At 70.8% G+C, this 15,636-nt stretch carries 10 protein-coding genes; 7 read left to right on the forward strand and 3 right to left on the reverse strand.

Annotated features, from left to right (window positions below; genetic code table 11):
* The first annotated feature begins 66 nt into the window (after positions 1 to 66).
* Positions 67 to 1,230 carry an ROK family protein gene (locus ACIA5G_RS24175; protein ID WP_395926834.1) on the forward strand — a complete coding sequence of 388 codons (1,164 nt, stop codon included), beginning with the start codon at positions 67 to 69 and terminating at the stop codon, positions 1,228 to 1,230.
* Here ACIA5G_RS24175 and ACIA5G_RS24180 read toward each other — a convergent pair.
* Together ACIA5G_RS24180 and ACIA5G_RS24185 are read right to left on the reverse strand one after the other, a co-directional pair.
* Positions 1,218 to 2,612 carry a discoidin domain-containing protein gene (locus ACIA5G_RS24180; protein ID WP_395926837.1) on the reverse strand — a complete coding sequence of 465 codons (1,395 nt, stop codon included), beginning with the start codon at positions 2,610 to 2,612 and terminating at the stop codon, positions 1,218 to 1,220. The two genes, ACIA5G_RS24175 and ACIA5G_RS24180, sit on opposite strands and share 13 nt — an antisense overlap.
* Positions 2,613 to 2,779: 167 nt before the next feature.
* Positions 2,780 to 6,013: a S8 family serine peptidase gene (locus ACIA5G_RS24185; RefSeq protein ID WP_395926839.1), complete on the reverse strand. Its 3,234-nt coding sequence runs from the start codon at positions 6,011 to 6,013 to the stop codon at positions 2,780 to 2,782.
* Positions 6,014 to 6,264: 251 nt separating this feature from the next.
* On the opposite strand from ACIA5G_RS24185, the gene ACIA5G_RS24190 reads away from it, so the two are divergent.
* The 6 genes from ACIA5G_RS24190 (at position 6,265) to ACIA5G_RS24215 (ending at position 14,143) form a co-directional block, all read left to right on the forward strand.
* Positions 6,265 to 6,879 (forward strand): TetR/AcrR family transcriptional regulator, encoded by a 615-nt coding sequence (locus ACIA5G_RS24190; protein WP_395926841.1) that lies wholly within the window; start codon positions 6,265 to 6,267, stop codon positions 6,877 to 6,879.
* Positions 6,880 to 6,881: 2 nt separating this feature from the next.
* Positions 6,882 to 7,790: an ATP-binding cassette domain-containing protein gene (locus ACIA5G_RS24195; protein WP_395926844.1), complete on the forward strand. Its 909-nt coding sequence runs from the start codon at positions 6,882 to 6,884 to the stop codon at positions 7,788 to 7,790.
* The gene (locus ACIA5G_RS24200; RefSeq protein WP_395926846.1) at positions 7,787 to 9,343 is read left to right on the forward strand and encodes an ABC transporter permease; all 1,557 of its coding nucleotides are present in this window, start codon (positions 7,787 to 7,789) and stop codon (positions 9,341 to 9,343) included. Before ACIA5G_RS24195 ends, ACIA5G_RS24200 begins: the two co-directional genes overlap by 4 nt.
* Before the next feature lie 223 nt (positions 9,344 to 9,566).
* On the forward strand, positions 9,567 to 11,015 hold the full coding sequence (locus ACIA5G_RS24205) for an amidohydrolase (protein WP_395926848.1): 1,449 nt from the start codon (positions 9,567 to 9,569) through the stop codon (positions 11,013 to 11,015).
* Positions 11,016 to 11,271: 256 nt separating this feature from the next.
* Positions 11,272 to 11,748 carry a hypothetical protein gene (locus ACIA5G_RS24210; protein ID WP_395926850.1) on the forward strand — a complete coding sequence of 159 codons (477 nt, stop codon included), beginning with the start codon at positions 11,272 to 11,274 and terminating at the stop codon, positions 11,746 to 11,748.
* Between the two features lie 64 nt (positions 11,749 to 11,812).
* Positions 11,813 to 14,143 carry a GH92 family glycosyl hydrolase gene (locus ACIA5G_RS24215; RefSeq protein WP_395926852.1) on the forward strand — a complete coding sequence of 777 codons (2,331 nt, stop codon included), beginning with the start codon at positions 11,813 to 11,815 and terminating at the stop codon, positions 14,141 to 14,143.
* Positions 14,144 to 14,204: 61 nt separating this feature from the next.
* On the opposite strand, the gene ACIA5G_RS24220 is transcribed toward ACIA5G_RS24215, so the two are convergent.
* The gene (locus ACIA5G_RS24220) at positions 14,205 to 15,575 is read right to left on the reverse strand and encodes an MFS transporter (protein WP_395926854.1); all 1,371 of its coding nucleotides are present in this window, start codon (positions 15,573 to 15,575) and stop codon (positions 14,205 to 14,207) included.
* Positions 15,576 to 15,636: the final 61 nt, after the last annotated feature.

Here is a 15,636-nt window from a genome sequence, read left to right on the forward strand (position 1 = left end):
TAAATATGCGCCGCGGCGGTCCCGGGCGTCAAGAGGCCGGTTAGAGTGCTTCGCAGGAGGGACGTGATGACCCAGGCCGTGCGGCACGATTCGATGCGCGCCCGCAACCTCGAGGTCGTGCTGGGGGCGGTCAGCCGCGGCGGCCCGCTGACCCGCGCGGCGCTCGCCGAGCTCACCGGGTTGACCAAGTCCACGGTGAGCAAGCTCGTCGGCGACCTGGTGGACGCGGGCCTGCTGGCCGAGACCGGCCCCGCGCGGGCGGGCGAACGCGGCCGGCCGGGGGTGGAGGTCGTGCTCAGCGGGGCACGCGTGGCGTCGCTGGGGCTGGAGATCAACGTCGACTACCTCGCGGTGCGCGTGCTCGACCTCACCGGAGTGGTCCGCTTCGCCGCGCGGCGCGAGCGCGACAACCGCGCGTCGCGGCCGAAGAAGGTCCTCGCCGAGCTGCAGACCCTGGCGTCGGAGGCGCTCACCGAGGCGCACCGCCTCGGGCTGGAGGTGGCGGGCGCGGTGCTCGCGGTGTCCGGCCCGGTCGGCGACGGTGTGCTGTTCAGCGCCCCCAACCTCGGCTGGCAGGACGTCCGGCCGGCCGACCTGCTGCACCTGCCGGTCCCGGTGGAGCTGGACAACGAAGCGAACCTCGCGGCCCTCGGCGAGCTTTGGTACGGCGACGGCGAGCGCGACTTCCTGTACGTGTCCGGAGAAGTCGGCATCGGCGCGGGCCTGGTCGTCGACGGAACGCTGTTTTCGGGCGCGCGCGGGCTGGCCGGCGAACTGGGCCACGTCGTGGTGTCGCCGGGCGGTCTCCTGTGCCGGTGCGGCGGGAGTGGTTGCCTGGAGACCTACGCCGGGCAAGAAGCGTTGCTGACGGCGGGAAACGCGCCGTCGCTGCCGGCGTTGCTGGCGGCTCTCGCGCGCGACGACACCGCGGCTTTGGCGGCGTGCGCGGCGGCCGGGCAAGCCCTCGGCATCGCGCTGACGTCGGCGGTGAACCTCCTCGACCTGGACCGCATCGTGCTCGGCGGGGTGTTCACCCAGCTGTACCCGTGGCTGTCCGGCCCGGTGTCGGAGGTCCTGGCCGCCCGCCTCGGCGGCCTCCGGGGCGCGCCACCGGTGCTGTCGGCATCACGGCTGGGCGGCGACGCGGCAACGCTGGGCGCGGCGGGCCGGGTGGTGCACCGGGTGCTGGCCGATCCGGCGCCGTTCCTGACGCGCGCTCAAGAGGCGTAGGCCTCCACTTCGGACAGCTGTCCCGCGGGCCAGCCTGTGTTGCCGGTGAACGTCAGCGAGACCGTCCGCTGCGCCGGGACCGTGATCGTCACGCTGTTGCCGGTCGCCGGGTCGAACACGTACCCCGCCGGAGCGCTGCCGCCCACCGCGATCGTCTGCGTCCGGCGGCCCCATCCGGGTGGCAGCTTCAGCACCAGCCGGCCCACCGCGGCCGCCGGGCCGACGTCCACCGTCAACGTCTGCGGGAACGCGTTGTTCGCGCTCTCCCAGTAGCTCGACGCGTTCCCGTCGACAGCGTTCCCCGGCGGGAACCCACCCTGCGAGCCGCTCGCGGACGCCGTCTTGCCCAGCGCCAGATTCACCGACGGCAAACCGAGCTGCGAAGCCCAGTAGCGCGTCCGGTCCAGATATGCGGTCTCCGAAGCCGCGCCGGAAGTCCCGTAAGCACCCGCGAACGTCTCGTACCCGAACGGCGGCGGCGAGGACCGCGCCGGTTCGATGATCGAGCCCTCGTGCCATTCGTTGAACGACGTCACCGAAACCCAGTCCGCCTGCGTGGAAAGCGCGTTCTGCCATTCGCGGTCGTAAGTGGCCCCGTTGTCCCGGGAAAGGGTCGGTGTTGTGTTACCCGGCACCGCCCGGTCGTCGTTGTACCCCGGCCCGACCGAAGGCGCCCACACCAAGCCGTTCGCCTCGCAGAACGCGCCCGCTTCACGCCAGCCCGGCGCCGTCGCCCCGGCGATCGCGTCGTAGGTGTACATCCCGCCGAAGTGCGCGACCTTGCTCGTGTCCGTCGTCTGCGCCAGCACGATCGCCGACGAGCTCACCTGGTCCAGTGCCGTCCAGTCGGTGATGCGCAGGCTTTCGAAGACGTAGAACGCGCCGCGGCCGCCCTCGCGGTAGAACGCGGGGCTCGAACCGTACCGCGAGAGAAGGTAGTTGATGTCCGACACCGTCGAGGACGCCGTGCGCCCGCTGTACGGCTCAAGATGCCAGGCGACGCGGATCCCGTGCCGCGCGGCGGCTTCGAGCACCCCGGCCGCCAGACCGTCCTCATAGGACCCCTGGCCCCACCAGCTGTAGACGAGCACCCCGGCGCCGGACTGCTCGATCCACCGCATGTGCTGCTCGACGGCGCCGGTGAGGTCGCCGGAGTCGTACGGCCCGAGGACCGGGTAGAAGTTCGCGCCGACGTCGTCCGGCGGGGTGTGCCCACCCTGCTGCCAGTGCCGGTAGCCGCCGGAATCGTTGCCGTACCACGGGTAGTAGAACAGGTGGGTCCGGCTGGAGAGCGCCGCTGCGGCGGCGGCCTGCGCGGCCGGCGCGGTCAGGGTGGCCACCAGGAGGAAAAGGGCGGCGAAGATCGTCGTGAACCGTCGCATGGGGAGCCCCTCGTCGCGCTTCGCGGGCTGGGAGTGGTCCAGACGATACGGACGAAAAGCCGGCCGAAGCAAGACTTTCCCGCACATACGCAAACTTGCGTCGGAAAGCCACCAGGAAACACGAAAGCCGCCCCGGGCGAACCCGGGGCGGCTCCCGTTGAGCGGGACTAGCTCACCGCGTTGATCAGCACCAGCGAGCTGCCGACCGTGACACCGGTGTCGGTCTGCACGGTCAGCTGACCGCGCAGGATGCGGCCCGCCGCCGGGACGGCCTTGGCCGTCACCGTCGCCGGCACCGTCCACGAGCTGCCCGACGCGTGCGCCGCGTTCGTGTCGGTCACCGCGACCGAGCCGAACGACGGGTTCGTGAACACGTCGAGGTAGTCGTACTCGGTGGTGCCGCTCGGCACGGCGTACCCGTCGACCAGCGCGACCCAGGTGCCCGCGGCCGGGTTGGCCACGGTCACCGACTCCTCGGAGTCACCGTCCGCGCTGACTGCCGCCTGCACGCAGCTGCCGGTGGTGCAGTTGTACAGCACCAGGTCCAGGTCGGCGCCCACGTCGGACGTCTTCCCGATGGTGGCCGTCAGCGACGTCGAGCCCGGCGTCACCGCGATCTGGTACTGCTGCTGCGCGCCGTCGGCGATCGTCGGGCGCGCGACCTTCGCGCTGCCCAGCGTGGCGCCGTTCAGCTTGCCGGTGAACGCGCCGAGCGTGTTCGTCACGGTGTAGGACCGCGCGATCGGCGTGTTCACCGTGGCCGAGGCGATGGTGTCCGGGTTCGGCGTGATCGCCGTGCCCAGCACCGAAGCCGACAGCTTGTACGCCGCGTTGTCCACATCGGACGTCCGGCGCGCTTCGACGACGATCTCCCACACACCCGGCAGCGGGTTGGCGATGGTCCGGCTGGTCGGCGTGCCGCCGGGGCAGCCCGCGCCCGCGTCAGGGAGGTAGCAGAACGTCGTCGAGGTGCTCGCCTCGGCCGGGACGCCGGTCGGGTCGTAGCGCAGGAACCGCACCTGGCCCTTGCCCGGGGCGCCGGCCCCCGCGTCCAGGTCCACCTTCAGCGCGCTGGCGCCCTGCGGCACCCGCACGAAGTAGCTGGTCGCCTGGTTGCGGGCGATCTTGCCGGAGACGTCGACCTGGTACCCCTTGGCGGCGGTGAACTCCTGCGGCGCGAAGACCGTGTTGAGGGTCTGCACGTCGACGCCGATGGTCAGCGGGTTGTCCAGGTACAGCAGCGCCGAGTGCACACCCGCGTTCTTCGGGTTCACCTTGACGTCGAACTTCACCGGTGTGTTCAGCGGCAGGACCACCGTGGACTTCGACGAGAACGTGCCGTCGTCCCCGACCCACCGCGCGAAGTACGGCACCGGCTTCGCCGACCCCGTGGTGCGGGTGATCGTGTACGTGCGGGTGTAGGCCTGGCCCGTGGTCACGCCTTCGCGGTCGTGGATGCCCACGCCCGTGTTCGGCGTCGCCAGCAGGCCCGACAGCGCGGTGTGCACCTCGACCGACGTCGAAACGGCGTCCGGCTTCGGGTTGAGCGACAGCGCGACGAACGCGGCCGGGACGTTGAACAGGCCCGAACCCTGGGCGTACGCGCCGATGCCCGGCACGAACCGCGCGGTCGACTTGATCGCCGCGCGCAGCTGCGCGACCGGCGGCCGCTGGCCCTGGTGCGTCGCCTTGTACGCGCTCACCAGCAGTGCCGCCGCACCGGTCGCCTGCGGCGACGCCATCGACGTGCCCTGCAGCATGGCGTAGCCGGCCGGCAGGGAGTAGGTGCCGGCGACCGGGCCGCCCGCCTCCCAGCGCGGGATGGTGGAGATCGCCGCGCCGGGCGCGATGATGTCCGGCTTGAAGCCGCCGTCTTCCCGCGGGCCGCGCGAGGAGAACGGGTGCAGCGACTCGGGGGACGCGGTCTTCGAGCCGTAGTTCGAAAGCCAGGTCTCCTTGGTGATGTACGAGCCGACCGAGATCGCGTCCGTGGCCACCGACGGGTCGCCGACGGTGTTCGCCCCGGCGCCGCTGTTGCCGGCCGAGATGAAGATCTGGACGTTGTACTCGGCGATCGTGCGGTTGTAGAGCTCCGCACGGGCGTTGTTGCCGTCGTTGAGCGCCGGCAGGCCGCCGATCGAGATGTTGATGACGTCGGCGCCGTGGCTGGCCGCGTAGACGACACCGTCGATCAGGCCGCTCGAGGTGCAGGCGGTGCCGGTGAGACAGACCTTGACGGCCAGGACCTTCGCGCCCGGGGCCGCGCCGTCCATCTTGCCGCCGAACAGGTCGTTGCCCGCCGCGATGCCCGCGACGTGCGAGCCGTGCTCGGCGCCGGCGATGCCGATGCCGACGAAGCCCGGCTTGTCGGTCTGGACGACGAAGGCCATCCGCTCGGCGATGTCGGTCGCCGGGTTGTCGGTGCCGAAGTAGCCGACGTCGTACTTCTTGGCGTAGTCGGTCATCGGCTTCTCGTCGGTGAAGTCGCCGTTGCCGTTGAGGTCGACGCGGACCTCCTTGGTGACGCTGTCCTCCAGCACACCCCAGGAGTCGGCGCGGTCGCCGTCGCGGTTGACGTCACCGCCGGTCTCGCTGTCCGCGCCGCCCAGGTCGCCCGCGGTCTCGCTGAAGGTGCCGAACGTGTACGGGCCGCCGGTCGCCGGGGCCGTCCAGCTCTTGCCGTTCGCGGTGAACGTGCCGGTGTAGGTCGCGGTCGACTGCGCGACCCAGGTGCCGTCACCGGAGTTGGTGGCGTTGGCGTTGTACCAGTCGACGATCTTGCGGTCGCCGTGGCTGGTGGTCGCCAGCGCGGGGGAGTCGAGGTCGACGCCCGAGTCGAGCACGGCGACCGTCGTGTCCTTGCCGTCCCAGTTGGGCAGGACCTGGCCGAACTGCGCCGCGTAGGTGTCACCGGTCGGCAGGTACGGGTTCACGCGCGGGGTGTTCTTGCCCGGTGCGGGCTGCGGCGCCGGGTCCTGCGCGCCGTCGGGCTTCGGGTCGTCGCGGTACACGAGGCCGTCGACGTCGACGGCGTTCACCGACTTGAGCTTCGCGGCCTTCTCGGCCTTGTCCGTCGGGACGCTGACCTTGACGTAGTCGAGCTTGGTGTCGGTGGACTGGACGACACCGCCGAGCGCCTTGAGCTCGTTCACCGCGGTGCCGGTCTGGCCCTTTTCGGCCGCGACCAGCAGGGTCACGTCGGGTTTGCCGGCCTTCTCGGCTTCGGCGACGAGCGCGCGGTCGTGCTCGTCGAGGGTCTTGCCGTCGGCCGCGCCCGCGGTCGGCGGGGCCTGCTGGGCGGAGGCCACGGGGACGGCCACGCCGAGGACGGATGCGCCGAGTGCGGTGGCGAGGACGGTGATCCCGGCCCGCCGTCTCCAGCGCGATCTGAGCTGTGTCACTGAAACGACCCTTCGTGAAGAGATGCGTCCGACAAGTAGACGTCCGAGAAGTAGACAACGTGAGGTCTTCGTCAGCAATAAGACAGTTAGCCCATTACCCGCAATTGGTTGCGAGCCGAACGGCCTAACGGGCTGACCGGTTGGGAGGCAACCGGATGTGACTTCCGGAGGTCAACCGTCCACTCTTGCTATACGTGCGTATAGGGGGCTACATTGACGTGTAGTCGACTACATGAACGTATAGGACAGTCATGAGCACCGAAGACCTCACCGCGCGGGCCCGGATCCGCGACGCCGCCATCCGCCTGTTCACCGAACGCGGCATGGAAAAGACGTCGATCCTGGACATCGCGAAGGAGGCCGGCGTGTCGGGCGGGCTCATCCGCCACCACTTCGGCTCCAAGGACGGCCTGCGCGAGGCCTGCGACGCGTACGTGTTCGACGAGCTGCTGAAGTTCAAGGAGGAGGCGCTGGCCAAGGGCCAGGCTGACCCGGCCTTCGTCCCGACGTTCGATGCCCGCCAGCTCCTCTTCCGCCGCTACATGGGCCGAGCGATGCTCGACGGCTCCGAAGCCGCCGCCGCGCAGTTCGTCGACATCGTCGACGGCACCGAGCGCTACTTCCGCGAGTCGGGTATGGACATGCCCGACCCGCGCGGGGTCGCCGCCGCGCTCGCCGCGATGACCGGCGGGCTGATGATCCTGCAGGACCACGTCGCCCGCGCCCTCGGCGAGGAGCCGGGCACCAGCGAGGCGATGCTGCGGATGTCGCTGGCCGCCGGCCACCTGTTCCTCAACCCCCTCGGCGACGCCGAGGTCCTCGACAAGGCCCGCGAAGCGCTGGCCGCCTACCAACGGAAGGAATGACGATGGCCGAAGCGATCACCGCCGACGGCCTCACCAAGGCGTTCGGCAGGACGCGGGCCCTCGACGGGCTCGACCTGACCGTCCACACCGGCGAGGTGCACGGGTTCCTCGGACCCAACGGCGCCGGCAAGACCACCACGATCCGCGTCCTGCTGGGGCTGATGCGGGCCGACGGCGGCCGCGCCACCCTGCTCGGCGGCAACCCGTGGACCGACGCCACCGAGCTGCACAAGCGCCTCGCGTACGTCCCGGGCGACGTCACGCTCTGGCCCAACCTCACCGGCGGCGAGGTCATCGACCTGCTCGGCCGGCTGCGCGGCGGCCTCGACCCCGCGCGCCGCGCCGAGCTCGTCGAACGCTTCGACCTCGACCCGCGCAAGAAGGGTCGGACGTACTCGAAGGGCAATCGGCAGAAGGTCGCGCTGGTCGCGGCGCTGGCGTCCGATGTGGAGCTGCTGGTGCTCGACGAGCCGACGTCCGGGCTCGACCCGCTGATGGAAGAGGTGTTCCGGCGGGTCGTCGAGGAGGAGCGGGAGCGCGGCGACCGGACCGTGCTGTTGTCCTCGCACATCCTGTCGGAGGTCGAGGCGCTGTGCGACCGCGTCACGATCATCCGGGCCGGCCGCACCGTCGAGACGGGCACCCTGGACGAGCTGCGCCACCTCGGCCGGATCACCATCGACGCCTCGCTCGCGCGGGTGCCGGCGGACCTGGCGTCGCTGCCGGGAGTGCACGACCTGACGTCGTACGGCTCGCACGTCCACCTGTCCGTCGACCAGTCTTCGCTCGACGACGTGATGCGGCACCTCGCCGGAGCCGGGCTGCGGAACCTGGTGAGCCGGCCGCCGACGCTCGAGGAGCTGTTCCTCCGGCACTACCAGCAGGACGAGCCGGTCGGAGCGGCGCGATGACCGGGACCTGGGCGCTGCTGCGGCTGGTGCTGCGCCGCGACCGGCTGCTCATGCCGCTGTGGATCGTCTGCCTGGCGGTCGCGCCGATGGGGTACCTCTCGTCGATCGAAGCGGCGTACCCGGACGCGGCGGCGCGGCAGCACTTCTACGACCTCAACGCGACGAGCGCGACGTTCGTCGTGCGCAACGGCCCGCTGTACGGCTCTTCGGTCGGCAACCTCTTGGCGTGGCAGTGCGGGTTCGTGCCGGTGGTCGTCGGGCTGATCGCGTTGCTCACCGTCGTCCGGCACACCCGGACCGAGGAGGAGGCGGGCCGCCGAGAGCTGACCGGCGCGACCGTCGTCGGGCGGCACGCCGGACTGGCGGCCGCGGTGATCGCCGCCTGCGGCGCATGCCTGGTGTACGGCCTGCTGGTCGGGTTCGGGCTAGCCGCGCAAGGTGCCCCGTTAGCCGGCGCGCTGGCGCTGGGCCTCGGGTTCACCGTCGCGGGCTGGGCGTTCGCCGGCGTCGGCGCGGTCGCCGCGCAGCTCACCTGGGGTGCGAGCGGCGCGCGCGGCATCGGGATCGGCGTGCTGGTGCTGGCGTTCCTGCTGCGCGCGGCGGGGGACAGCAGCACTTCGGCGGGCTGGCTCGCGTGGCTGTCGCCGATCGGCTGGGCGCACCGGCTCCGGCCGTTCGCCGGTGAGCAGTGGTGGGTGCTGGCACTGGCGCTCGTCTTCACCGGCCTGCTCGCGGTCCTGGCCGTCGTGTTGTCGGCTCGCCGGGATCTCGGTGCGGCGCTCCTCCCGGCCCGGCTGGGGCGGCCGGCGGCGAAGGCGTCGCTGCGCTCGCCGCTGGCGCTGGCGTGGCGGCTGCAGCGGGGGACGCTGGTGGTCTGGACCGTCTGCCTCGCGCTCATCGGGCTGTTGATGGGCGGTGTGGCGAAGAACGTCGAAGAGATGGCGCGGGACAACAAGGCCGTCGCGGACGTGTTCGCCCGGCTCGGCGGTGGCGGCGCGGTGATGGACGCGTACCTGGCCGGGACGATGACGTTGTTCGGGCTCGCGGCGGCGGGGTACGCGGTGCAGGCGACGCTGAAGCTGCGTGCCGAAGAGGCGGCCGGCCGGGCGGAGCCGGTGCTGGCGACGGCGGTCGGCCGGGTCGGCTGGGCGGGCGCGCACCTGGTGTTCGCGCTGCTGGGTTCGGCGTTCTTGCTGGCGGTGACCGGTCTCGCGACCGGCGCGGCGTACGGCGCTTCGCTGGTTCCGGCGGCGCTGGCCCAGTTGCCGGCGGTGTGGGTGCTGGCCGGGCTGTCGGCGTTGCTGATCGGCTTCGTCCCGCGCTTCGCGGCGGCGGCGTGGGGACTGCTCGGCGCGTTCCTGCTGCTGTCGCTGGTGGGGACGGCGTTGCAGTGGAATGAGGCGGTGCTGGGGATCTCGCCGTTCCAGCACCTGGCCCGGCTGCCGGGCGGCACGTTCTCGGTGGCGCCGGTGGTCTGGTTGGTGGTGATCGCCGCTGCCGCCGTCTCCGGTGGCCTGCTGGCGCTCCGGCGGCGGGACATGCCGGTGGGCTGAATCCGTGAAGGGCACAGCGTCCCTCACTGTGCCCTTCACGGATCTTCGGCGGCAACCGAGGGAGTCGAACCCTGCGCGGCTTATGAGGGCGGCGCCCATGGACCGGCCCTGACCCTTCGGCGGGCGACGGCTGCCATCTCGTACAACGGTAGCTAATACCCATCTCATTCCCATCTCACTCCGTGCTTCACCCGGACGGGGCGGGCCTGGCAAGGTTGTCCGCATGGATGATCTACTGCTGCGCCGCGTGCGGCCGGGGCTCGGCGGCGAGCTCGCGGACGTCCGCGTCACCGACGGCCGGGTCACGGCGATCACCGAGCCGGGCTCGGCCGGCTTCGCGGCGCGGGTGGTCGACGGGCACGGCGGGACGTTGCTGCCGGGTCTGGTCGACGCGCACGTCCACGTCGTGCAGTGGGCGACGTCCCGGCGCCGGATCCCGCTGGACGCGGCGCGGTCGGCGACGGAGGCGGTCGAGCTGCTGCTGGCGCACCTGCTGGCGACGCCGGCGCAGCAGACGGAACTGGTCGTGGGCGCGGGTTTCCGCGACGGGCTCTGGCCGGACAAGCCGCACAAGGACCTGCTGCAGCGGGCGTTGCCGGGCCGGGCGGTCGCGTTGTTCAGCGCGGACCTGCACACGCTCTGGCTCAGCCCGGCGGCGCTGAAGCTGATCGGCCGCGAGCACCCGACGGGGGTCCTGCTCGAGAACGACTGCATGAGCGCAACGGCCCAGCTGCCGACGGCCGCGATCGAGGTCCAGGACCAGTGGGTGGCGGAAGCGATCAGCGCGGCGGCCGCGCGCGGCGTGACGGAGATCGTCGACTACGAGTACGCGGACACGGTGGCGGACTGGACTCGCCGCGGCGCGCCGTCGACCCGGATTTCGTGCGTGATCGCCCGGCACCTGCTGGACCAGGCGATCGAGCGAGGCCACCGGACCGGCGACGTCCTCCCGGATTCCGGTGGGCTGCTGACGGTGGGCCCGTTCAAGCTCTTCGTGGACGGCTCCCTGAACACCCGTACGGCTTATTGCCACGATCCGTACCCAGGTGGGGATTCCCCAGGGCTGCTGGAACTCCCTCCGTCTGCGTTGGTTCCCTTGATGGAGCGGGCTTTCTCGCACGGGCTGGTGCCCGCGGTCCACGCGATCGGCGACCAGGCCAACACGATCGCGCTCGACGCGTTCGAGCAGGTCGGCTGTCCCGGACGCATCGAGCACGCGCAGCTGCTGTCCCTTTCCGACGTGCCCCGGTTCGCCACGCTGGGTGTGGTGGCGGCGGTCCAGCCGGCGCACCAGCCGGACGATCGTGACGTCGCTGATCGGCACTGGCACGGGCGTACTTCGCGGGCATTTCCGTATCGGTCGTTGCTGGAATCGGGCGCTCGCTTGGAGTTCGGGTCGGATGCACCGGTGGCGCCGCTGGACCCGTGGGACGGAATCGCGTCGGCGGTGTCCCGGACCGACGACGACCGTCCGGCTTGGCACCCGGAGCAGGCGATCGGCCTTGCGGACGCCCTGGCCGCGGCTTCGGGCGGGCGCCGGGGAGTCGCGGTGGGGGACGTCGCGGACTTGATGGTGACGGCGGCGGACCCGTCCGGCCTGTCGCCGTCAGACCTGAGGACGCTCCCGGTGATGGCAACGGTGCTGGGTGGGCATGTGACTCATCAGGTCTGACATGGCGCTCGTGGGATCCGTTGCGAACGGACCGTTCGTGCCGTCCGGCCGGTTTTTGTCGGTCCGTCGCGTCAGGCTGGTCGAGTGAGACGCGGAAACTGGGGACAAGCGACTGCCGGCCGCCCATCAAGGTGGTGCCGTTCTTCGGGCTGCTGCTACCGGGGGTGGTCCTGGTCCATCCCGCGGCACCCACCGACGAGGAACGGGTGCGAGCCGCGCTCCTTCTGGTCGGTGAGAACGCTGCGGTGACGGGATTGTGGGCATTGCGCAGACCGGGGCTTCGGCAGATCCCGGCCCGGCGGGGGTCCACGTCCTGGTGCCGCACGGCCGGAAGACGACCAGCACCCGGTTCGTGGTCATCGGGCGCACCACGGAGTCGGTGGCGGAGGCCGATGCGTGGGAAATCTGGAAACGCAGCGGGCTCCCGCCGGCCGCCTGGAACGTCAAGGTGTTCGACCGCGACGGCACCTACGTCACCAAGCCGGACGCCTGGTGCGACGAGGTCGCGTTCGCCTGGGAGATCGACTCCGTGACCTACCACGGCGAAGGGGATCACTTCCTGAAGACGCTCACGCGGAACGCGCGCCACGCCGCGGCCGGCATCGGGTTCCTTCAGACGCCTCCCAGCCGTCTGCGAACGGAACCGGAGGCAGTCCTCAAGGAGCTTCGCGCGGCCTATACGGCAGCCGCGGCGAGGCCCAGGCCACCGGGAGTCACCACCTTCGGGGGTTGATTTGTCCGGTGGACACCGGAAAAGATCCACCCGTGCAGTTGACAACGTTGTCAGGAGGAAACGGATGAGAACGCGGACGCGCGTCCTTGCCACCCTGCTCACGGGCGCCACCGTAGTGGCCCTCGCGACCCCCGCCGAAGCCGTGAGCAGCAGATTCACCGACGATCCCACCACCCTCGTGGACACCTCGATCGGCAACAACGGGGACGGCACCACCTTCCCGGGCGCCACCACTCCCTTCGGGATGGTCCAGCTCAGCCCGGACACCCAGCTCAAGAAGTACGCGTCCTACGACTACGCGCAGGACACCACCCTCGGCTTCAGCCACACCCACCTCTCCGGTGTCGGCTGCCAGACCATGGGCAACTTCCGGTTCATGCCCACCACCGGCGCCGTCACCAGCAGTGATCCCGCCCAGTACGGCGCGAAGTTCAGCCACGCCAACGAAACCCGCCAACCCGGGTACTACGGCGTCAAGCTCGACAACGGCATCAACGCCGAGCTGTCCGCCACTCAGCGCACCGGCCAGCACCGCTACACCTTCCCCGACAAGGCGAGTCAAAACGTCCTCATCGAGGTCGGTGAGAGCAACGGCTACACCTACGCCGGCGACGTCCACGTCGTCGGGGACGACACCGTCGAGGGCTGGCTGCAAGGCGGCAACTTCTGCTGGGAGACGCAGAAGGAGCGTTACAAAGTCTTCTTCTCGGCCAAGTTCGACCGCAAGTTCACCAGTTTCGGCACTTGGACCGACAACAAGCTCACGCCGAACCAGCGCGACTCGAGCCTCGGCAGCCAGCGCACCGGCGCCTGGCTCAGCTTCGGCACCGAGAAGAACCAGGTCGGCGCCTCCGTCGGCCTCTCCTACACCTCGATCGACGGCGCTCGGCTGAACCGCAAGACCGAGCAGTCCAAGTCGTTCGACGAGGCCCGGCAACAATCCCACGACACCTGGAAAGACGAGCTGAACCGCCTGCGCGTCGCCGGTGGGACGACCGCCGACCAGCGCACCTACTACAGCGCGCTCTACCGGTCGCTGCTGCACCCGTCCGTCGGGTCCGATGTGGACGGTTCCTACCGAGGCTTCGACGATAAGATACACCGAAGTCGCGACACGTATTACCAGATGTTCTCGCTGTGGGACACCTATCGCTCACAGAACCAGCTGGTCGCGCTCCTGCACCCGGACAAGGCCGCGGACATGACCAAGTCCGTCCTCAAGATCTACCAGGACGGCGGCTGGGTGCCCCGCTGGGCGCTCGCCGGCGGCGAGACGAACGTGATGAGCGGCGACCCCGTCACGCCGTGGGTCGTCGACAACTACCGCCGTGGCCTGCTCGACGACCGGACCGCGCGCCAGCTGTTCGACGCGTTGTGGCGCAACGCCAACGAAGTGCCTGCGGACCAGTCGATCTTCCGTGGCCGCGACGGCAACCCGTCCTACGTCGAGAACGGCTGGATCGGCTACCAGGACCTGCCGGGCTACACCTACGGCGATACCCGCCAGGCCGGTTCGGCGACCCTCGAATACGCCCTCGCCGACTGCGCGCTGTCCACCATGGCGCAAGGACTCGGGTACCAGGACAAGGCCGAGACGCTCCAGGCGAGTTGTGGCAACTTCTCGAAACTGTGGGACACCAGCGTCGAATCCCACGGCTTCACCGGCTTCCCGCGCACGAAGGCCGCGGACGGCACCGGCGTCGGCGACCCCGACCCGGCGAAGTCGACCGGCTTCCACGAGGGCACGCCGTGGCAGTACCAGTGGCTCGCCCAGCAGGACACCGCGAAGCTGTTCGGCCTGATGGGCGGCCCGGCGAAGGCGGAGCAGCGGCTCGACACCTTCTTCGACATGCCGCTGCTGCTCACCGACCCGGCGAAGGCCGCCAAGGATTCCTGGGTCCACGGCGCGTACGACTACCACAACAACTTCGCCTTCAACCCGAACAACGAGCCCGACCTGCACGCGCCCTGGATGTACAGCTGGACGGGCGCGCCCTGGAAGACGTCGGCGGTGCTGCGCGCGGCGCGGACGCTCTTCACCGACACGCCGTACGGCATGCCGGGCAACGACGACCTCGGCACCATCTCGTCGTGGCTCGTCTTCGGCATGACGGGCATCTTCGAGGCCCAGCCCGGCTCCGGGACGTACCTGCTCAGCACGCCGATGTTCGAGAAGGTCGAGATCAATCCGGACCACGGCCGCAAGGTCGAGATCGAGGCGCCCGGCGCGAGCGCGTCGAAACTGCAGTACACAAAGGACGTCCGGATCGGACAGCGCGGTTACGACCGCAGCTGGATCTCCCACGCGGACCTGCTCCGCGCAGGCAAGATCCGGTTCACCTTGAGTGACACTCCCACGGCGTGGGGCACGAATTCCGCCCCGCCCGCGATGTAGTCCAAGTCCGTGAAGGGCACCCTCCTGGCTTTAAACGCCATGAGGGTGCCCTTCACGGCGTTCAGGCGCGGCGCAGGGAGGGGAGCATCGCGGCTACCCCCAGCAGAGCCACGATCAGCGGGACCACCAGGGCGGCCTGGAGGCTGCCGGTGGCGACGACCGCCGACACCACCCCCAGCGTCAGCGCCGGGCCGACCTGGAACGCCGTGTTCACCAGCCCGCCGGCCAGCCCCTGGTCCGCGGCCGGGACGCTGTCGGCGGCCGCCATCGTCAGCGGGCCGTAGGTGAGCGTGAACGCCAGTCCCACCAACAGGAACGCGGGCAGCATGAGCGTCACGTAACCACTGGAGGCGTCCAGGAACAGCAGCAGCGCGTAGGCCGCCACCGACAAGGTGAGGCCCGCCAGCGCGACGCGCCCCGATCCGAACCGGCCGACCAGCGGCGCAGCGATCCGCGGCGCCAGGATCGCGACGACCAGGCCGCTGGGCGCCACCGCGAGTCCCGTTTCCAACGCCGACCAGCCGCGGACGTCCTGCAGGTACAGCGTGATGACGAACAGCGCGCCGACCCAGCCGCCGAGCAGCGACATCGCCCCGACGTTCGCCCGCACCAGCGCGCCGGACCGCAGGACGCCCAGGCGCACCAGCGGGCTCGCCACCCGGCGTTCAACCACGACGAACGCCGTCAGCAGCACCGCGACGGCCGCCAGCGAACCCAGCGTCCGCACCGACGCCCAGCCCGCGTCCGGCGCCTCGACCAGCGTGAACACCAGCAGCAGCATCGCCGCGGTGACCGTCGCGGAACCGGCGACGTCGAAGCCCCGGCCCCGCGCCGCGGGTGACCGCGGGACGACGGCGAGCGCGCCGGCCAGCGTGGCGACCGCGACGAGCACCGGCGCGTGGAACACCCACCGCCAGCTGACCTCGGTGAGCAGCCCGCCCGCGACGAGCCCGAGCGAGAACCCGGTCGCGCCCGTCGCGGTGTAGATCGAGAGCGCCTTGTTGCGGACCGGGCCCTCGGTGAAGCTCGTGGTGATGATCGAGAACCCGGCGGGCGCGCTGAACGCGGCGCTGATCCCGGTGACGAACCGGGCGGCGACGAGCAGCGGGCCGCTGGTGGCGAAGCCGCCGAGCGCGGTCGCGACGGCGAACACGGCCAGCGCGCCGATCAGCATCCGGCGGCGGCCGAGCAGGTCGGCGGCCCGGCCGCCGAGCAGCAGGAACCCGCCGAAGCCGAGGACGTACCCGCTGACCACCCACTGCAGGGAGCCGGTGGACAGGCCCAGGTCGGCGCCGATCGACGGCAGCGCGACGCCCTTCATCGAGACGTCGAGCGCGTCGAGGAACATCGCGCCGCACAGCACGAGGAGCAGGCCGCGGGCGCGCGGGGTGAGGCGGTCGTGGACCGCGAAAGTGGTGGCAGAGACGGTCAAAGGAACCCCCAAAGCAGACGGACCGATCGGTCCGGGACCGAACGGTCCGAATCATGGCGAG

The organism is Amycolatopsis sp. NPDC051758, assembly GCF_044453095.1.
GTDB lineage: Bacteria > Actinomycetota > Actinomycetes > Mycobacteriales > Pseudonocardiaceae > Amycolatopsis.